The sequence below is a fragment of the Muricauda brasiliensis genome, from assembly GCF_003057865.1.
Taxonomy (GTDB): Bacteria; Bacteroidota; Bacteroidia; order Flavobacteriales; family Flavobacteriaceae; genus Flagellimonas; species Flagellimonas chongwuensis.
Map to the genome: position 1 here is coordinate 80,205 of NZ_QBTW01000015.1, position 19,682 is coordinate 99,886.

17 protein-coding genes and 1 tRNA gene are annotated in these 19,682 nt (G+C 42.0%); 10 read left to right on the forward strand and 8 right to left on the reverse strand.

The features are described from left to right. Nucleotides 1–130: 130 nt before the first annotated feature. From DCK90_RS11255 to DCK90_RS11265, 3 genes are read right to left on the reverse strand one after another with little or no spacing between them, the layout of a single operon-like run. Nucleotides 131–958 carry a YwqG family protein gene (locus tag DCK90_RS11255; RefSeq protein WP_108246315.1) on the reverse strand — a complete coding sequence of 276 codons (828 nt, stop codon included), beginning with the start codon at nucleotides 956–958 and terminating at the stop codon, nucleotides 131–133. A gap of 11 nt (nucleotides 959–969) precedes the next feature. Further along, nucleotides 970–1,320, reverse strand: coding sequence for a hypothetical protein (locus tag DCK90_RS17000; RefSeq protein ID WP_159075820.1), 351 nt, complete (start codon nucleotides 1,318–1,320; stop codon nucleotides 970–972). Further along, nucleotides 1,286–2,029 (reverse strand): hypothetical protein, encoded by a 744-nt coding sequence (locus tag DCK90_RS11265; RefSeq protein WP_159075821.1) that lies wholly within the window; start codon nucleotides 2,027–2,029, stop codon nucleotides 1,286–1,288. The genes DCK90_RS17000 and DCK90_RS11265 overlap by 35 nt, the downstream gene beginning before the upstream one ends. A gap of 235 nt (nucleotides 2,030–2,264) precedes the next feature. On the opposite strand from DCK90_RS11265, the gene DCK90_RS11270 reads away from it, so the two are divergent. Beyond that, nucleotides 2,265–2,867: a YkgJ family cysteine cluster protein gene (locus tag DCK90_RS11270; protein ID WP_108246318.1), complete on the forward strand. Its 603-nt coding sequence runs from the start codon at nucleotides 2,265–2,267 to the stop codon at nucleotides 2,865–2,867. Between the two features lie 55 nt (nucleotides 2,868–2,922). Here DCK90_RS11270 and DCK90_RS11275 read toward each other — a convergent pair. Next, nucleotides 2,923–2,994, reverse strand: a tRNA-Gln gene (locus DCK90_RS11275). Between the two features lie 194 nt (nucleotides 2,995–3,188). On the opposite strand from DCK90_RS11275, the gene DCK90_RS11280 reads away from it, so the two are divergent. Further along, nucleotides 3,189–6,527 (forward strand): glycosyltransferase family 117 protein, encoded by a 3,339-nt coding sequence (locus DCK90_RS11280; RefSeq protein ID WP_108246319.1) that lies wholly within the window; start codon nucleotides 3,189–3,191, stop codon nucleotides 6,525–6,527. A 33-nt stretch (nucleotides 6,528–6,560) separates the two neighbouring features. On the opposite strand, the gene DCK90_RS11285 is transcribed toward DCK90_RS11280, so the two are convergent. Both DCK90_RS11285 and DCK90_RS11290 read right to left on the reverse strand, forming a co-directional pair. Beyond that, the gene (locus DCK90_RS11285; RefSeq protein WP_100817192.1) at nucleotides 6,561–6,860 is read right to left on the reverse strand and encodes a thioredoxin family protein; all 300 of its coding nucleotides are present in this window, start codon (nucleotides 6,858–6,860) and stop codon (nucleotides 6,561–6,563) included. Nucleotides 6,861–6,971: 111 nt separating this feature from the next. Beyond that, entirely contained in the window at nucleotides 6,972–8,240 is a 1,269-nt protein-coding gene (locus DCK90_RS11290) for a LamG domain-containing protein (RefSeq protein ID WP_108246320.1), read from the reverse strand. A 145-nt stretch (nucleotides 8,241–8,385) separates the two neighbouring features. Here DCK90_RS11290 and DCK90_RS11295 point away from each other — a divergent pair, with 145 nt between their 5' ends. Then, entirely contained in the window at nucleotides 8,386–9,693 is a 1,308-nt protein-coding gene (locus DCK90_RS11295) for a family 16 glycoside hydrolase (RefSeq protein ID WP_108246321.1), read from the forward strand. Between the two features lie 5 nt (nucleotides 9,694–9,698). On the opposite strand, the gene DCK90_RS11300 is transcribed toward DCK90_RS11295, so the two are convergent. Together DCK90_RS11300 and DCK90_RS11305 are read right to left on the reverse strand one after the other, a co-directional pair. Further along, nucleotides 9,699–10,931, reverse strand: coding sequence for a metallophosphoesterase (locus tag DCK90_RS11300; RefSeq protein WP_108246322.1), 1,233 nt, complete (start codon nucleotides 10,929–10,931; stop codon nucleotides 9,699–9,701). Nucleotides 10,932–10,986: 55 nt separating this feature from the next. Then, the gene (locus DCK90_RS11305; protein ID WP_108246323.1) at nucleotides 10,987–11,706 is read right to left on the reverse strand and encodes a copper homeostasis protein CutC; all 720 of its coding nucleotides are present in this window, start codon (nucleotides 11,704–11,706) and stop codon (nucleotides 10,987–10,989) included. A 40-nt stretch (nucleotides 11,707–11,746) separates the two neighbouring features. Between DCK90_RS11305 and DCK90_RS11310 the strand changes: the two genes are divergently transcribed. The 7 genes from DCK90_RS11310 to DCK90_RS11340 all read left to right on the forward strand — a co-directional run bounded on the left by DCK90_RS11310 (nucleotide 11,747) and on the right by DCK90_RS11340 (nucleotide 19,658). Beyond that, complete coding sequence (locus DCK90_RS11310) at nucleotides 11,747–12,748, forward strand: isoaspartyl peptidase/L-asparaginase family protein (protein ID WP_108246324.1); 1,002 nt, start codon at nucleotides 11,747–11,749, stop codon at nucleotides 12,746–12,748. Nucleotides 12,749–12,925: 177 nt separating this feature from the next. Next, complete coding sequence (gene polA, locus DCK90_RS11315; protein ID WP_108246325.1) at nucleotides 12,926–15,760, forward strand: DNA polymerase I; 2,835 nt, start codon at nucleotides 12,926–12,928, stop codon at nucleotides 15,758–15,760. A 47-nt stretch (nucleotides 15,761–15,807) separates the two neighbouring features. Continuing rightward, nucleotides 15,808–16,479 carry a hypothetical protein gene (locus DCK90_RS11320; protein WP_108246326.1) on the forward strand — a complete coding sequence of 224 codons (672 nt, stop codon included), beginning with the start codon at nucleotides 15,808–15,810 and terminating at the stop codon, nucleotides 16,477–16,479. A 97-nt stretch (nucleotides 16,480–16,576) separates the two neighbouring features. Beyond that, entirely contained in the window at nucleotides 16,577–17,761 is a 1,185-nt protein-coding gene (locus DCK90_RS11325) for an MFS transporter (protein ID WP_108246327.1), read from the forward strand. 84 nt (nucleotides 17,762–17,845) lie between these two features. Further along, nucleotides 17,846–18,673: an NIPSNAP family protein gene (locus tag DCK90_RS11330; protein ID WP_108246328.1), complete on the forward strand. Its 828-nt coding sequence runs from the start codon at nucleotides 17,846–17,848 to the stop codon at nucleotides 18,671–18,673. Nucleotides 18,674–18,681: 8 nt separating this feature from the next. Beyond that, nucleotides 18,682–18,984, forward strand: a complete 303-nt coding sequence (locus tag DCK90_RS11335; RefSeq protein WP_108246329.1) for a thioredoxin family protein — start codon at nucleotides 18,682–18,684, stop codon at nucleotides 18,982–18,984. A 68-nt stretch (nucleotides 18,985–19,052) separates the two neighbouring features. Then, nucleotides 19,053–19,658: an SET domain-containing protein gene (locus tag DCK90_RS11340; RefSeq protein ID WP_108246330.1), complete on the forward strand. Its 606-nt coding sequence runs from the start codon at nucleotides 19,053–19,055 to the stop codon at nucleotides 19,656–19,658. Nucleotides 19,659–19,682: the final 24 nt, after the last annotated feature.

Here is a 19,682-nt window from a genome sequence, read left to right on the forward strand (position 1 = left end):
GATTTGTTCTCACTGCAAAAGATACTGCTTTAAGAATTATGGGGGAAATTTCAATGCTTGGACAAATACAATGAACCCCGTAAATTTAAATTTACGGGGTTTTTTATTGCTATTCAGATGCTTTGCCCTGCTAAGAGGTTATTTCAATATCGCCATAATATTCTTTTGACTTTTCGTCCTGCCAAACATAAAGGTTTAAAAAACAATCATAATTCCATGGTGGCTCAAAACCAAAAAAGCTTGGATAAAAATTAGGATCATCTCCATCCTCCCCTTGGTAGTATCGCGGCTTTCCAAAAAAGTATTCATCTGGAAGACTGCCAAGATGATCATATAAAGTGAAGCTTCCTGCTTCTTTTTGTAAAAGCCCCTCCAGCCTTTCCAGGATATCTGCTCCCATAATGGTGGCTAGATGGCAATCTGAATATTTATCTTTGGCTTTGATCCACCACCCAATAAGATCCTCCTGCATATAAAGTTCCTCACTCTTGCCTCTTAGGTCCATTACTTGAGACTTTCCATATTCATCCCCATTAGGGTATTCCCGTATTTTTAAATCATCAACAGGGCCGTCATAAAAAAACACCTCAGATTCCACACCGTCAACATCTACAAAAAAATAATAAATCCCAGAGTCTTTGGGAACCTCGTTAAAAATGTCATGTGGCTTAATTTCGGCTAGATTGAACTGGCCCGCAAATATCATATCCTCAGGAAACTCCAACGAATCCGGCAGATGCGGGAGCCCGTACAGTTTTGTGGTTCCCAATGGCACCTCTTCTTCAGAACCATACATTTCAAATTGTGGAACCAAATAATACTTCAACCAATTTTTAAGGTAGTCTTTGAGACTTTCGGAACTCAATTCGGTCCCGGCGCTTTCATTGAAGGCCTCAATGTTCGCTTCGTTAAAGTCAAAGCCATCTATCGCAGCTTTTGCTTTTGCCAATACATTCATGCGTTTTTGTATTATAAGTAGATTAATAAAAGATTTGGGGTAAATGCTGCATTTCTGAAATAAAAGAATGATTCAAGTACAGCTTTGATGAAGACCTCCCAGTTCAATCTTCTCAAGTTTTGATGGCAAACAAAAATTGAACACACATTCCTTTCGACCGCTATCACCGTCCTCGTCATCATCAAACTCGTCATCATCAAACTCGTCATCATCAAACTCGTCATCATCAAACTCGTCATCATCTGCATCATCCGCATCATTGAAACGGGATAAATTAACTGATAAAGAATCCGTAGAAAAGAGAACCGGTTCTCCATCATCCTCACCTTAATGGCACTGGGGACGACCAAAAAAGAATTCATCAGGTAATTGCCAATCATAATCACAAAAATTAAAATCGCCAAGTTCTTCTTTCATTGCCTCAACAAATCGATTACCATTATCTCCCAAAATTTCTTTTAAATTAAAATGGTGTTGATTAACAAAAAAAATGCTTTCAGATACCTTATTGAAATCAAAGACCTTAGATGAGTAACGATTCCCCCCTCCATTCGGAATTTCACGAATCTTTAGCTGGTCTGTTGGGACATTGGTATAATACACTTTTCCTACAACACGTAGATCGTCCCCGTGCTCAATCATGAAATCTTCATGGCCTTTTTCTCCCCAACCTATAGAATCCTTTACCCCGACTGGATGGCCTACATCCTGACCATCTGCAGATGTCACAAAAAAATAGCACATACCGGTATCAGCGGGAAGCACATTATAATGATCGAAAGGTTTTAGTTGTTGAAAATTGAACTGACCCAAAAAAATTTCATCTTCCAATGGTTCTATATCATCAGGAAGGTGAGGTGACCCATACAGTTTTGTAGTACCCAAGGGAACGTTTTCCTCTTTCCATTCAGTATACTTATCTATCAACAGATAAGAATTGGAATAAAACTCAATATCCTCTTTGAGATTTTCTAAATTAATTTTCTTTTTCCTGTTCTGATTATACTTGTTCAGAATTTCGTTGAAATCAAAGTTGTCCAATACAACTTTTAATTTTTCATTTGGGTTCATACGCTTTTGCATTTAATAGATTAATAAAAGATTTGGGGTAAATGCTGCGTATATTTTTCAAATATGTAATTATTTTTTGAATGGTACAACCTTAAATATCAAATTACTACCAACAAAGTACATTGACAGTTGTATAAATTTTGATTGCATGTTGAAGAAACCTTCAAATCCACATTCGTTTTAAAAAATAGTTTAAAAACGAATCAAAATAAGATTTAATTTCGGCCCCCAAATAATGACACTAGATCAGAAAGTTCGATTGGTTGAAACGTTATTCGACCAATTGGAGCTAGAGACCCAACAGTTTCAGGAAAAATCGAAACTTGGCTGTGTTTCTGGTTGTGGAAAATGTTGCACCTACCCCAACATTGATGCATCACCATTGGAGTTTTTACCATGGGCATTTCAACTATTTTTATCGGGCAAAGCGGAAGAGGCACTGGACACACTAAGTTCCTCTACCGGGCAAACTTGCTTTTTGCTGACACCTGTTTCCATCTTAAGCAAAGGGCACTGCGGCAGTTATCGCCACAGAGGGCTTATTTGCCGGCTATTTGGATACGCAGCAAGCAAAGACAAATACGGCAATTTGCGTTTGGCAACCTGTAAAGTCATCAAGGAGGAACAGGCTGACAATTATCAAAAAACAAATAAGGCCATTGCCGAAGGGCTATATGTTCCGGTTTTTACGGATTACTACATGCAGCTCAACCAAATCGATTTCCAATTGGGCTCTAGAATAATGCCTATTAACAAAGCACTAAAAATGGCTTTGGAGGAGGTATTGCAATATTATACCTACAGGCCTGTCCCCAATATGGACAGGCAAATTGTATAGATACATTAAACCAAGAAAAAAGCCCCTTAAATCATGCGATTTAAGGGGCTTTTTGTTGGCCTACAAGGACTCGAACCTTGAACGACTGAACCAAAATCAGCTGTGTTACCAATTACACCATAGGCCAGTACCATATAAAAGCTAAATTTGATTCAGCTTTTGAGCGTGCAAATTTAAAACAAACTTTGGTTTCAACAAATATTTTTGATAAGAATACTAGCTATTTTTATTGAACATGGGTGTTAAAGGTTTTCCAAAAAGGGCTAGGCTTCTGTTCTAGATTTACTAAATTCGCCACAATTCGGTTAATAACCAACTCTTATGTTTGCAAAAGACTTCAAAAAATGGGATACCATCCTTGGGTGGGTTTCCTTTGCTATCGCATTTATAGTATATGCCCTTACCGTTGAACCCACAGGAAGTTTTTGGGACGCGGGGGAATACATTTCCACCTCCGCAAAGTTGCAAGTAGGGCACCCGCCGGGAGCACCCCTATTACAGATGATCGGTGCCTTTTTTGCCATGTTCGCCTTTGGCGACCCCACCAAGATAGCACTTATGGTAAATGCCGTATCCATTGTATCCAGTGCTTTTGCTGTATTATTCACTTTCTGGACCATTACCAACTTAACAGGAAAGTTGGTTGCCAAAAAGAATGAAATGACCGATAGCAAGGCTATTGCCATCCTTGGCAGTGGATTGGTCGGAGCGCTTGCATTTACATTTTCGGATAGTTTTTGGTTCAATGCCGTAGAGACAGAAGTGTATGCCATGGCCAGTTTTATGATGGCGCTATTGCTCTGGTTGGGCCTAAAATGGACCGATAACTTGGGCGACCCCAGAGGCCACCGATGGCTCATGCTCATCTCTTTTGTGATAGGTCTTACCTTTGGTATACAGTTCATGGGCTTCTTGGCGATTCCTTCCATTGGATTGCTCTACTACTTCAAAAAATATAAAACCACGACGGTAAAAAACTTCTTGCTCGCGAACATCATCGTCGTAGCAGTACTCATCTTAGTCTACAAATTCTCCTTGACCTACGTTCTGGAACTATTTGGGTGGAGCGAGGTATTCTTTATCAATGAAATTGGGCTTCCATTTAACTCAGGGTCCATCATTATGGGACTTTTGTTTGTTGCGGCCTTCTATTTTGGTTTGAGGTACACCCGAAAACACAATTACTATAATGCCAACATTGTAGTGCTTTGCCTAATGTTCCTTATCCTAGGGTTCTCTTCTTGGTTGATGCTTCCCATACGAGCAAATGCAAAAACCGTGGTCAATGAGAACAACCCGGCTGATGCCCGTGCGCTTTTGGCCTACTACAATAGAGAGCAATACCCTGGCGTGGACAGTCCTATTTACGGAGCCTATTATTCGGATACCTTTGCAACTTCGGGAGAAGATAGGGATGATAGCCCGAAGTACGAAAAAGACTTGGAAACGGGTAAATATGTCATCGTAAACCATTACAAAGGAGCTATTCCAGGCCCCAACGAAAAGCACGTAGGATTTTTGCCCAGAATGTGGAGCGATCAACACGCCGAAAATTATATGAAATATTTTGGCGCCTTGGAATTCAAGATAAAATCGGAATATATATCCAATAATGATCTTCGCCAGGCGGTAAACCAATTCAAAACAGCCTATTCGCAAGGAGAACTGGATACAGAACAATATATACGTTTTTTAAGGGAATTCGGTGAATATATTGAGGTGCAGCCCCCTACCCTTTGGCAAAACGTAGAATACCTTTTCGATTTCCAGTTCAGCTATATGTACATGCGTTATTTCATGTGGAATTTTGTTGGGAAGCAAAACGATATGCAAGGTAGGTACGATGAAAATGGCAACTGGTTGAGCGGTATCAATTTTATAGATAGTATCCGGTTGGGCAGCCAAGACAACCTTCCGAGCGACTGGAAAAACAACAAGGGGCGAAACACCTATTTCTTCCTACCGCTATTGCTCGGAATTTTAGGTATTGTCTTCCAAGTTTCCAGAAATCCCAAACAGTTTTGGGTACTCTTCGTGTTCTTCATGTTCACAGGACTTGCCATTCAGTTTTATACCAACCCATACATCTTTCAACCTAGGGAAAGGGATTACTCCTTGGTAGGATCCTTCTATGTGTTCTGTATATGGATAGGTATCGGTGTATACGGGCTGTTTGAAGAATTCAAAAAATTGGTTTCGTCCAAAATAGCGGCCCCGGCAATCACAACTATATGCCTTTTGGCCGTGCCGTTGTTAATGGCCTTTCAAAACTGGGACGACCACGACCGGTCCCATAGGTACACTGCCCCAGCGACGGCAAAAGCTTATCTAGATTCCACGAAAGAAGATGCAGGGGCCATATTGTTCACCATTGGGGACAATGACACTTTCCCTATTTGGTACGCACAGGAAATCGAGAAATACAGAACCGATGTCCGCGTAGTGAACACAAGCCTTTTTGCAACAGATTGGTACATTGACCAGATGAAACGAAAGGCCTACGAAAGTGACCCTATACCATCGCAATTAACGCATGACAAGTATAGCTACGGAACCAGGGACGCCATATATTACCAGGGCATCACCGACAACAGGTGGGACATTAAGGACTTTATCGATTGGGTGGATAGTGATAAGCCCCAAACCAAGTTCAGGCATATACTCACAAATCAAGGAGCTGATTTAAGCAATTACTCAGAAAGCACTTTGGATATTGTGTACTATCCTACCAATAAGATTAGGATTCCCGTCAACAAACAAAATGTATTGGAAAGTGGCCTTGTCAAAGAGAAGGATTCTGCCTTGATCGTGGATTATATCGATATTGACCTGCCAACCGGTGCACTTCCCAAGAACAGGATATTAATGTTGGACCTCATTGCCAACAACGATTGGAAACGTCCCATCTATTTTTCAGGCGGTAGTTTTGATAGTGCCGAATACATTTGGATGAAGGATTATCTGCAACTCGATGGACTTGTGTACAAATTGGTACCCATCAAAACACCAAACCGAAATTCCTTTGAAATGGGCCGAATCGATTCCGATTTAATGTACGACATTGTCACGGATTGGGAATGGGGCAACTCGGGAAGCGATGACATTTACCACGACCCCCAAACGCGGTCACAGGGACTTTCTTTTAGAAGCAATTTGGCCCGCCTGATGGAAACCTTGATTGCAGAAAACAAGATTGACAATGCCAAGGATGTAATCAATATTGCCATGGAAAACATGCCTGTGGAGCATTATTATTTCTATGCCTTTGTGGAACCGTTCGTGGATGGCTATTATAAAGTAGGTGAAACGCAAAAGGCGCGTGAACTTTTTGGCAAGCTCAAAAAGGTCTATCAGGAACATTTGGAATACTACGCCAACATTCCTTTGGATGAGCAATACGATAAGATAGACGACATCCTATCCGATATGCAGGCCTACCGTAGAAACATTGATATCCTCATAGAAAATGGAGATAAAGAATTGGCAGAGTCGGAAACGATTATCTTCAACGAGTATATTGACAAATTCTCTCAATTTGTGGATGAAGAAGAGGATGTAATGGATGAATCAATTCCCCCGATAGACCCGGACATGGAAGGTTCCGTTCCAATCGATGCACCGGACAGTATTCCAGAGTCCATAATTCCAGAAGAAGAATAGCATAAAAAAAGCGAGGTAAAAACCTCGCTTTTTTTATTGAATATATTCATTTAAGATTCCAATCAGGGTATTGGCATCTTGCTCTCCGCTTTGCCGCCAGACCATCTCTCCTTTTTTGTATATCATCAAAGTGGGCAACCCTTTAATGCGGAGTGCCTGTGAAAGTTCCTTGTTCTTGTCCACATCAATTTTTATCACCTTTCCCTTATCGCCAAGAGCCGCAGCAACATCGCTCAACACTGGGTGCATAGAGGTGGACTGCTCGTTCCATTCCGCATAAAAGTCTAATAAAACTGGGACCTGTAAATCTATAAGTTCTCCGAATTTGGACATGTATTCTAAGGTTTACAGTCAAAAATAAGAAAAAAGTTGAATGTTTTACAGCCTTTCAATGCTTTGGACATTGCTCCACTCTAAATTGTGATGGGCGCCATCCTAATTCCATTACTCATTAAGTTCAAAATCGTCTTGGAAAACTACTTTTCCCTTTCCATCGGTAAGTTCAACAAAATCAATGGACCCGGTTCCCTCAAATACATAGGAAAGACCTACAATGTTTCCAAGGTCCTCCAGATAATTTTCAGAATAGGCTTCCTCCCCATTCAACAATATGGTGGCTTTCTTTCCCACAACCTTTATCTCCAAATCATTCCATTCATAGAGGTCGGTTCCCAATTTGGAGAGGTTATTATCCTTCCCGGACTTGTAAATTTCACCCAATTTATAGCTGGCCCCCGTTTCACATCCGTTTCGGACAAGCTTAGCCGAAAATACATGTTCGGTGGTAATCAATAAAACATTTACCCACGGACAATTGGATTCCAACGCCTTGTCCACTTTGATTTTTGTTTTGAATCCAAAGTTATTGGAAGAAACCCCATAATCATCGCTATGCGAAATGCGAGACATAAAATAGCGGGAAGTATCCAAACCTCGTTTTTTGAGAAGTTCCAATGAGAGGCTTAGCTTTCCTTCTACAATAAAGGTTTCCCCTTTAAAATCAATAAACCTGTCGTCAGACTCAGAATAATATACGTGGGGCTCCCAACCATCACTTAAAATATGGACCGCTTGGGTGGCGACCACCTCATCATTGGCAATCAATTTGGCTCGGTGGAAACCACTTTCATAATAGATTGAAGCATACACCTCCTTTTTGGGGTCGATTTTTTCCTTGCGCCAGGCATTCCAAGATTGTTGGATAAAAAAACTATCAGCTTCCACATGGCTCAAATCATACTCGAAAATAAACGTATTCGGAACACCTTTGGCAACCGTTTTGTCAGCACTAAAGCCCACGGGGCCCTCAATTTTTACGTTTGAAGCCCCACTTTCTCCAAAAGAAAACACCATCACGGTCAAAATAACCGCCACTACCGATACTGCCAAATAAAAGGGCCATTTGCTTCTTTTTGAACCCTTCTCTTCTTCAACCTTGGCTTTTTGATGCTGAATCTTAAAATCCTGCCAGTTTTTATAACCAAGCACTTCCACAAGGGCGTTCAAGGTAGCGATTTGAGGCTGTGTTTTATAAGTACCCTTCCACACCCGTTTTAAAGTGGACAAACTGATGTAGTACCCGGTATGCTCCTCAATATAAGATGAAAGCTGCTCCAAATCCTTCTGGGTATATCCATGTCCATTGCCGAAGGAAAATTTCTCTTCGAGCAATTTTATACACAATTCGATATGGTAATTATCAGGGCTTTTCATAGCATACTCGAAGATATTAATATTCGCCCAAAATTGTTCAGTTTTCGGTAAATGACCGAATTTTGAACTCGATTTGGTCTCCTTTTGCTTGCTATTGAAACTTGAAGCGAGGTTAGTTTTGAATTTCAATCAAAAAGCAAACACGATGAAATCTTTAAAAACATTTTTTTTACTCATTTTTTTCTGGACCATTTCTTTTTCAATTTTAGGACAGGTCAACAAAAAACTTGATGACCCTAAAAGTTGGGAAGTGCATAATAGAGAAGTTAGTTTTAACAACGGTGTTATCCACCTCAATAGTAATCCAGGGGACGGTATTTTATGGTTGAAAGGCTCCGATTTTCAGAACGGTACCATTGAACTCGACATCAAGGGAAAGAATAAAATCGGTGCAAGTTTCGTTGGAGTGGCCTTTAACGGTAAGGACAATTCAATTTTCGATGCCGTTTACTTTAGGCCCTTCAATTTTCAAAATCCAGAGAAAAAAGAACATATGGTACAATATATTGCCATGCCGCATTTAGACTGGAAAACCTTACGAGAAGGCCATCCTGGAAAGTACGAGACCCATATTGCCCCTGCTCCTGTTCCCAATGACTGGTTCCACGTAAAACTAGAAATCAATTATCCAAAAGTGGAAGTATATGTGAACCGTTCCCCAACACCGACCTTTACGATCGAAGAGCAAATCAATGTTAGTGGCCACGGAAAAATTGGATTGTGGGTAGGTGAAAGCAGTGAGGGGTGGTTCAAAAACATTTCCATAAAGCAGAAGAAGATGGAAAACTATACCCGTATATTAATGGATGTCGTCCATAATCAAGTGTTTTGGAACGACCCCAAATCCATGAAGTTGGAGAATGAAAAAATCGGGCGGGTATATATGATGACGGAGGAATTGTTCAAAACATCAAGAGCCATAAACGCTACCGTGGATTATGCGAAGGGCGAAATTGATTCAAACATGTTGTCGGACATCGACATTCTTTACATCCATATTCCCAAGAAACAGTACACCAAAAAGGAAGTCAAGGCCATTCACAGGTTTATCGATGATGGTGGAAGCCTATTTATCATAATGGACAGCGACTACTGGTCATCATTGAACGACACCAATGTTAATGATATTATTACCCCATATGGTATTCAATATGGAGGCGCCATTCCTGACAAACTAGCGGGCGGGCATACCATAAAAGGAGAAATTCATGACAAACCTTTGAAAATATCCTATCATGAAGCCAGAAAAGTAATTGGCGGAACACCTTTTGTCTATGGAGATGAATTGGGTAAGGCGTATCCTGCGGCTGCCTACGTAAAGACGAAAAAAGGAGGGAAACTAGTGGTCATGGGCGAAGCCATGGTTTCACTTTATATGACCAGCTGGCAAGGCGTGGACGATTATCAATGCCAAGAATTTATGCAAGATGTCTTTAGTTGGCTTAAGAAATAGCCGTTCTATACCACTCCCCTCTTCTTAAGGGTAATTACGGAAATCTCGGGCCAGATGCCAAATCGGCCCGGGTATCCTATAAATCCAAACCCTCTGTTCACGTTGATGAACTGCTCCATTTCCTTATAAATACCCGCCCAATATTTGTAGCGCCATTTAACGGGGCTCCATTTTACCCAACCTGGTATTTCCACGCCAAATTGCATGCCGTGGGTATGTCCGCTCAAGGTCAAATGAAAATGGTAATCGTCGTGTATCACAACATCTTCCCAATGCGAAGGATCGTGGCTCAACAATATCTTAAAATCATCCGGTGAAACACCTTGTTTCGCCTTTTGCAGGTCACCTGCCTTTTTAAAGCCACCCCTGCCCCAGTTCTCCACTCCTACCAAAGCAATTTTATGCCCATCTTTTTCCAAAAACCGATTCGAGTTCAATAGCAAATCAAAGCCCATTTCCTTTTGCATGGTTTTGAGATATTCCAAATTCTGCTCTTTTTCTGCTTCGGTATCCCAAACGGCATAATCTCCATAATCGTGGTTACCCAAAATGGAATACACCCCATCTTTGGCGTTCAAGCGGGAGAAAACCTCTTTCCAAGGCTCAAGCTCTTCAGATTTTAAATTCACGATATCTCCAGTAAAGAAAATCACGTCGCTTTTCTGCTCATTTACCAAGTTTACACCATACTCCACTTTCTGGTAATCGTCAAAACTACCACTATGCACATCGGAAATCTGGGTGATTTGATAATTGTGGAACGCATCTGGCAAATCATCAAACTCGAGCTCATATTTAAGCACTTGGTAATTGTATTTTCCTCGGTACATACCATACAACAATGCTCCGAAAGGCAAGGCTGCCAAACCAAGGGCAATGCCACTAATGAATTTCCTACGTGAGGGCAAATAACCAGCATCCGAGTTGGACACACCTGCAATTTTATTGTAGCCAAAAGCAAGCACACGGACAATATCCTCCAGCAACAAAAAGAAACCCAACACCAAGGCCAACAAAAAGAATGCGGCAAAAATGGTTCCCGCAACGGCCGCGGTTCCTTTGAAGCCATCCCCTGGATCATAGGTCAATACTTTGATGGTCAAAAATATCAAGGCTCCTAAAAAAAGTATGATATAGGTCCAATGCAACAACGGACTTTTGAAAAGGGTACGGAATGCTTGAAAGCCATAAATGGCCAAAACCAGGTACAAGATTGCCAAAACGATAAATCGGGACATACACTATTTTTTGCAAAATTAGAGCTAATCTACTACTTAGCAGTAGCTTTTAATATTATTTAACGGCGTGAACAGTGGAGGTCAGTGTTTTCAAATTCGAAACAGCCACCTCATCTTCCACTAAATGTTTGGCGGAGTTCATGCTGATTTTGCCTTCCAAATCCACTCGGTTTCCAAACGAGGTTCCAGAACAATGAATGGCTTGTAGGCCAATTTGTTTAAATTTTGATGCATTATTGGGCGACACTCCCCCCCCGGCCATAATCGTCATGGATGTTTCTTTTTGCCAAGTTGCCAATTTTTTGATTCCGTTCTCCGCCGAGGCCTCCCCACCCGATGTTAAAATGGTCTGCACTCCCATCGCTTCAAGCTGTTGGATGGCTTCCAAAGGTTCGGCCACCCAATCAAATGCTCGGTGAAACGTGAAATGCATCGGTTTTGCCAACTCCACCAAAACTTTTGTTCTTTCAACATCCACGGAGAAATCCTTCATCAAAATTCCGGAAACAATACCATGCACTCCCAAATTCTTGCAAGCCAAAATATCTGCCTTCATCACTTCAAATTCGGTTTCGGAATAGGTAAAATGTCCACCTCTTGGCCGTATCAAAACATGAACGGGAATGGACAATTCCCTTGTCACCAATTGAATCAACCCGGCAGATGGAGTTATACCCCCAACACCAAGTTCCGAACAAAGTTCAATCCTATCCGCTCCCGCCCTCTCCGCATTCTTTGCCGATTCCAAGGAATTGGCACAAACTTCTACCAGCATATTGTATATTTATAACCCCTAAAATTAAACATACCAACTCATGGAACGACGCAAATTCCTTAAAAATTCAAGTCTGTCCGCTGCAGGGCTTGTTTCCGCCACCACATTAGTGTCTTGTAAAACGGAACCTAAGCCAGAAGTAGCACCGGCTACCACAATTCCAAAACCAACAGCGATAAAGCCTATTGTGGTATGTACTTGGAATTTTTTCAACGCTTCCGAAAAGGCATGGGAAGTCTTAAAATCAGGGGGAAATGCACTGGATGCCGTAGAGCAAGGGGTTAGGGTCGAGGAAGCTGACGAAACCAATGAAACGGTAGGCAAGGGTGGGCGCCCGGACCGCGATGGCAATGTGACCTTGGATGCCTGCATTATGGACAAGGACGGTAATTGCGGGTCGGTGGTCTGTATGGAAAATATAGCCCATCCGGTTTCCGTGGCACGAAAGGTGATGGAAGAAACCCCACACATTATTTTAGCGGGCAAGGGTGCTGAGAAATTTGCTTATGAACAGGGTTTTAAGAAAGAGGACCTATTTACCGAAAGCACAAGAAAGCAATACGAAGAGTGGTTAAAAACCTCTAAATATGAGACCACCATCAACATTGAAAACCATGATACCATTGGCATGTTGGCCATTGATGACAATGGCGATATTGCTGGTGCGTGTACCACAAGCGGCATGGCCTACAAAGTTGCCGGTCGTGTCGGGGACTCCCCTATTATCGGTGCAGGACTGTTTATCGACAATGAAGTGGGGGGCGCTACTGCTACCGGTGTTGGCGAGGAAGTCATCCGTACGGTAGGCAGTTTTTTGATTGTGGAACTCATGCGTCAGGGAAAAAGTCCACAAGAAGCCTGTGAGGAAGGTGTTAAGCGCATCATGAAAAAAAATGAGGGCAGAAAAGATTTCCAGATTGGGTTCTTGGCCATCAACAAAAATGGAGAGACCGGTGGTTATTGTGTACATCCCGGATTTACGTATCGAGAGTATTCGGATAATGGTCACCACAATCGTGAGGTGACAAGCTTTTATGGATAGGCCTTAGACCCAAGACCGCTTCGCTGTTAGATTCAAGAAGCAGGACGGCTTGTTTCAACTATCTCGGCTCCTATTTCCCTTTTCTGAAATCTGATATCTCAATTCCCGCATCTTTTAATCGCAATTCGTACATTTAAAAATTCGTACTTCTAATTTTATACTTCAAAAAAAAATAAAATGTCTGACCAAAAAAGACTATTCCTACTAGACGCCTACGCGCTTATTTTTCGTGGTTACTACGCACTAATCAAAAACCCAAGGATAAACTCCAAGGGAATGGATACTTCCGCGATCATGGGGTTTATGAACTCTCTTTTTGATGTGATCAAACGCGAGCAGCCCGACCATTTGGCCGTTGCCTTTGATAAAGGAGGAAGTGTGGAGCGTACCGAAATGTTCGAGGACTATAAAGCGAACCGTGACGAAACGCCCGATGCCATCCGTATCGCCGTGCCCTATATCCAACAAATTTTACAGGCCATGAAGATTCCAATCGTGGAATTGGAAGGCTACGAAGCCGACGACCTCATCGGAACGGTCGCCAAACAGGCCGAAAAGGAAAACTATAAAGTTTTTATGGTGACGCCCGATAAGGATTTTGGACAGTTGGTAAGCGAAAACATTTTTATGTATCGCCCCGCAAGAATGGGCAACGGTATCGAAATCTGGGGCATACCTGAAGTACAAAAACGTTTTGGCGTTAAGCGCCCCGAACAGGTAATCGATTACTTGGGGATGATGGGCGATGCCAGTGATAACATTCCAGGCTTGCCCGGTGTTGGTGATAAAACGGCTAAAAAATTTATTGAGCAGTTCGATTCCATGGAAGGTTTGTTGGCCAATACCGACCAGCTTAAAGGCAAGATGAAGGAGAAAGTAGAAGAGAATGCCGAGTTGGGAAGATTGTCCAGAAAATTGGCCGAAATCAAAATTGATTGTGATGTTCAGTTCCATGCGGAAGATTACGAAATGTGTCCGCCCGATGCAGAAAAAGTTCAAGAGATTTTTGAGGAGCTTGAATTTCGTAGATTGAAAGACCAATTCATCAAACTATTTACCGAAGAGGCCGAAACCCCTACACAAGTCACCAGTACAAAAACGGCCAAAGAGGAAGCTCAAGTGGCCGGAAGCGGTCAATTTACCTTATTTGGCGGCGACCCTACCGAGGCCGCAGCAACCCTTAAGGATGTGAATAGCCGTATGACGATTGGTGACGTTCCCCATTTTTATCAGAATGTAAAAAATGGATTGGGTATGGAGCTCTTTTTGGACATGTTGATGAAACAGTCATCGGTATGTTTTGATACGGAGACCACCTCCCTCAATCCGTTGGAGGCCGAGTTGGTAGGAATTGCGTTTAGCTGGTCTCCCGGCAAAGGTTTTTATGTACCCTTTCCGGACAACAGGAACGATGCACAACCCTTGATTGAAAAACTACGTCCATTCTTTGAATCGGAAAATATTGAAAAAGTGGGCCAAAACTTAAAGTACGACATCAAAGTGATGAAAAACTATGGTGTGGAGGTCAAGGGCAAACTGTTCGATACCATGTTGGCCCACTACCTTATCAACCCGGATATGCGGCACAATATGGATGTGCTTTCCGAGACTTATCTCAATTACACACCCATTTCCATCACCGAACTCATAGGCAAAAAAGGCAAGAACCAACTCAGTATGCGCGATGTTCCATTGGAAAAACAGACCGAGTATGCCGTGGAAGATGCGGATGTCACTTTCCAACTTGGCCTAAAATTCACCCCGGAACTCAAAGATGCACATACCGACAAGCTGTTCTCCGATATCGAGATTCCTTTGCTTCGCGTATTGGCGGACATGGAACTGGAAGGTATCAATTTGAACGAAACTTATCTAAAAGACCTATCCACGGCGCTTGAAACCGACATTGCCGAACTGGAAAAGAAAATCTACGAAGATGCCGGTGAAGAATTCAATATAGCTTCACCCAAACAATTGGGCGATATCCTCTTTGGCAAACTAAAGCTGGTGGACAAACCCAAAAAGACCAAAACCGGTCAGTTTTCCACATCGGAAGATGTGCTGTCCTATTTGGCAAAAGATCATCCTATCATTCAAAATGTGTTGGATTACCGGGGATTGGCCAAACTAAAGAGTACCTACGTGGATGCGTTGCCGAACGAAGTCCAAAAAAAAACAGGACGGGTTCATACGGATTACATGCAGACCGTAGCCGCAACGGGCCGTTTGAGCAGCAACAATCCAAACCTTCAGAACATACCTATCCGAACCGAGCGCGGACGCCAAGTGCGAAAAGCGTTCATCCCTCGTGATGAAAATTACATATTACTGGCTGCGGATTACTCTCAGATCGAGTTGCGAATCATCGCTGCATTGAGCGAAGAGGACACAATGATCTCTGCTTTTAAAAATGGAGAGGACATTCATGCTTCCACCGCTTCCAGGGTATTTAACGTACCGATAGATGAAGTGACCCGCGAGCAGCGTAGCAATGCCAAAACAGTGAACTTCGGAATTATTTACGGGGTATCGGCTTTTGGATTGAGCAACCAAACAGATTTGAGCCGTGCCGAGGCCAAGGAACTTATTGATACATATTACAAAACCTACCCGAAGTTGCGCAATTACATGAGCGAACTTGTGGATTTTGCCCGCGATAACGGCTATGTGCAAACAGTATTGGGCCGCCGTAGATATCTAAAAGATATTAATGCTGGGAACCAAGTGGTACGAGGCGCGGCCGAACGCAATGCGGTGAACGCCCCCATCCAAGGGAGTGCGGCGGACATTATTAAAATTGCGATGATCAACATCCATAAAAAACTGGAAGAAGGCAAATACAAAACAAAAATGTTGCTGCAGGTGCATGATGAATTGGTGTTCGATTGCTACAAACCTGAACTGGAAGAAATGAAGGAACTCATTAAAACCGAAATGGAACACGCCTACGAGCTATCCGTGCCGTTGGATGTGGAAGTAGGTATTGGTGAGAATTGGCTGGAGGCTCACTGAGCCTTGGACTAATTAAGAAATACTTTTACAAAAAAGCTCTTAGAGTTATGAAAAAAATCCTTTTATCAATTTTGTTTTTGAGTGCAAACGTATTCGGACAAAACTCCCATAAAATGGGATTTCAAGAAAGTACTCCTTACATTTCGGACTATCCTGAAGGAATCTATTTAACTAAAGAAGATTTCATAAAAAAGACTCCAAGTCCAACTACCAAAGTTTATCCTGTTAGTTTATATGGCAGAGAAGAACTTCCCAAAATAATGAAAGTACACAACTGTTATTTTTTTGACAGAAGTAATTCTAAAAAAATTAAGAATGCATTTGCAATTTCATTTGAAGGTGGACTATATTTTCAAATCAAAGCAATTTTAAAGAATCGGAATAAAGAAGATAAAGCTCAAAGTTCAAACCAAGCAAATTCATTTGTTAGAACTATTATGGGTGGTGAAAATTATCTATACACCGAGGCGGAGTTAGAAAACAAATGGGCTGCAGGTGCTGCTGCTAACCTCGGTGCTGCGGGAGGAACAATTTACCCAGAATTAATTAACGGAAAAGGAATAGTATGGGACTTTAAAAATACTGAATTCAATATTTTCAAATCCTGTAAAGACTATAATGAATTTATTGGAGACAAGTTGCTAACTGCTGTACAAAATTGTGAAGAGCATCAACCGGACATGCTGGAAGTGAGGGAGGCCATTTCAGAAATTAAATAGTCTCATCTATGAACTAGATTGCTAAAACTAAGGTTTCTCAATTCCAAGAAAATCGTAAGACCATTTCTTAAATCATATATTCAATTAAGAAGTCAAAGTGAAACCCTCCAAACTCATCCTCCCCATCATCGTGGTATCTCAGTTTTGCTGCACTTCGCTTTGGTTTGCCGGCAATGGGGTCATAAGCGATTTGGTGGTCACATTTGGATTAAGTGATGGCGCTGTGGGACATTTAACCTCAGCGGTACAGTTCGGGTTTATCGTTGGCACGCTTATCTTCGCAGTTCTATCTATAGCCGATAGATTTTCACCATCCAAAGTATTTCTTTGTTGTGCTATTTTAGGAGCACTTTTTAATTTAGGGGCTATTTGGAACGGAAATACTATTACAAGCTTACTCATCTCCCGTTTTTGTACTGGATTTTTCCTTGCGGGCATCTACCCCGTAGGTATGAAGATTGCCGCAGACCATTTTGAGAAAGGTCTGGGAAAGTCGTTAGGGTTTTTGGTTGGCGCCTTAGTGGTCGGAACTGCATTTCCACATGTATTAAAGGAAATGACCCATACCTTTTCATGGAAGGCCGTTTTGATGGCTACTTCAGCACTTGCCATCTTGGGCGGTACCTTTATGCTCATCCTTGTCCCGAATGGGCCCTATCGTAAACATGGTCAACAGGTGCAATTATCTTCTTTTTTAAAAGTGTTTCAGAATAGTAGGTTTCGTTCTGCGGCCTTCGGGTATTTTGGACACATGTGGGAATTGTACACCTTTTGGGCTTTCGTCCCGATCATGTTGCAGTCCTATGCCCTGTTGCATCCGCAAACCATGTTCAACATTCCATTGCTGTCCTTCCTGATTATAGGAATTGGTGGTCTGGCCTGTGTTTTAAGTGGATATCTCTCTCAATCAATCGGGACCAAAAAAGTGGCTTTTGTGGCACTCCTACTTTCATGTATCTGTTGTTTGGTTTCCCCATTCCTATTTGGTCAACCCTCTACAATCCTATTTATTGCTTTTCTAATGTTTTGGGGCATGGTGGTAATAGCGGATTCGCCCCTGTTTTCTACTTTGGTCGCTCAGAACGCATCCGCGGAAATAAAAGGAACGGCGCTAACCATTGTAAACTGCATCGGGTTTGCCATCACCATAGTAAGTATTCAATTGCTCAACGAGCTTAGAATTGCGACAAGTTCCAATTGGGCGTACATGCTTTTAGCCTTGGGCCCCATTCTTGGACTTCTGGCCATGGCTTCAAAAGGAAAGAATTCCCTTAAAGGTTGAAGGCACATTATTTCATCAAATAAATTCCTATCTTGAAACGTCCTTTTCGACACATTTCAACATCATCAAACTCAACTGCACTACATGAAAACCATTCAACTTCTTTTGCTTTTGGCCCTAGGTGCCATTGCAAGCTGTGAGAATCCGGCATCGGAGGCCGAAGAAACCACCGAATCCTCGGAAACTATAGAGAATTCTCAATCCGAACGTGAGTTTTATCAAATTAAAATCTACTCCTTCGACACCGAAGAGCAAGTAGCCACCGTGGACGAATATTTGAAAAATGCCTTTATGCCCGCCGTAAAAAAACAGGGTATCGACAAAGTCGGGGTGTTCAAATCCCGAATCTCAGAAACGGACACGGTTCAAAAAACTTTTGTTCTTCTACCCTTTAAGAGCTTAGAGCAATTCCAAGAATTGGATACCGAACTTTTGAAAGATTCAACATACACTACGGCAGGTACTGCCTACATTGACGCCAATTTTGACAATCCACCATACGCCCGCATCCAATCCATTATCCTGAAAGCCTTCCCCAACATGCCCAAAATGGAGGTGCCCGATTTGGACAGTCCCAGATCGGAACGCGTTTATGAACTTCGGAGTTACGAGTCCGCAACAGAAAAATACTACCGCAACAAGGTAGATATGTTCAACGCCGGAGACGAAATCCCGCTGTTTGACCGATTGGACTTTCAGGCCGTGTTTTACGGAGAAGTACTTTCGGGCGCCAACATGCCCAACCTAATGTACATGACCACTCATGCAGATATGGAAACCAGAAATCAACACTGGGATGCCTTTGTGAATGCTCCCGAATGGAAAGAATTGATCGCCATGCCCAAATACAAAAATAATATGTCGCATATAGATATGTGGTTCCTCTACCCTACCGATTATTCAGACTATTAGAACACCAAATGGTAGAACTGATTTACTTCACTGGTAAGCATTGCGGTGTCTGTAAGGTATTAAAACCAAAACTGTTGGGGGCTGTTCAAGAAAATTTCCCAGCAGTCCAAATTCGGGTAGTTGATGTTGAAGAGGAAATCGAATTTACAGGACAGTCCATGGTCTTTACTTTGCCCGTTGTGATACTTAAATCAAACGGTAGGGAAATGTATCGGTTTGCCCGTAGTTTTTCGGTGTACGAGGTATTGGATAAACTTAGAAAACCAACATCATATAATTCTAATAATCAATTAATTGACAATTATTTCTAACCTGATAAATTTTCCATCAACGAATCGAACAATTTTATACCTTCAATCCTCTTTTTAAAAGGTTTATAATGATTCATCCAGATACAGAACTTAGATTTATCAGTAATGAAATTGGTTATGGTGTTGTCGCTACAAAGCTCATTCCAGCCGGTACCATTACGTGGGTCCATGATAAGTTGGACCAAGAATTTTCTCCACTGCAATTACAACAAATGGAGCCCATTTATCAACAAATCCTAGATACCTATACATTTAGAAACAACAAGGGCAATTACATTCTCTGTTGGGACAATGGCAGGTATGTTAACCATAGCTTCAACTCTAACTGCCTCACTACGGCCTACGATTTTGAAATAGCCATCCGGAACATTCAACCCGGAGAACAATTGACAGACGATTATGGCTACCTTAACATTCCGTTGCCTTTCCGGGCGGCCGATGAAGGAACCCGCAGAAAAATTGTTTACCCCGATGACCTATTAAAATACTATAAGGTCTGGGACAACAAAATCAAGAAAGTCTTTGGGAACATCACCAAACAGCAACAACCCCTTAGACCTTTACTCGATGATGAACTGTGGAACAGAATAAGCCGTATTGTAGAAGGAAAGGAGGAAATGGAATCCATTTTGAGCAATTTTTATCATAGCACTCCCGCAGAAAGTACGGTATAAAACTAAAAAAGGCACCGATCGGTG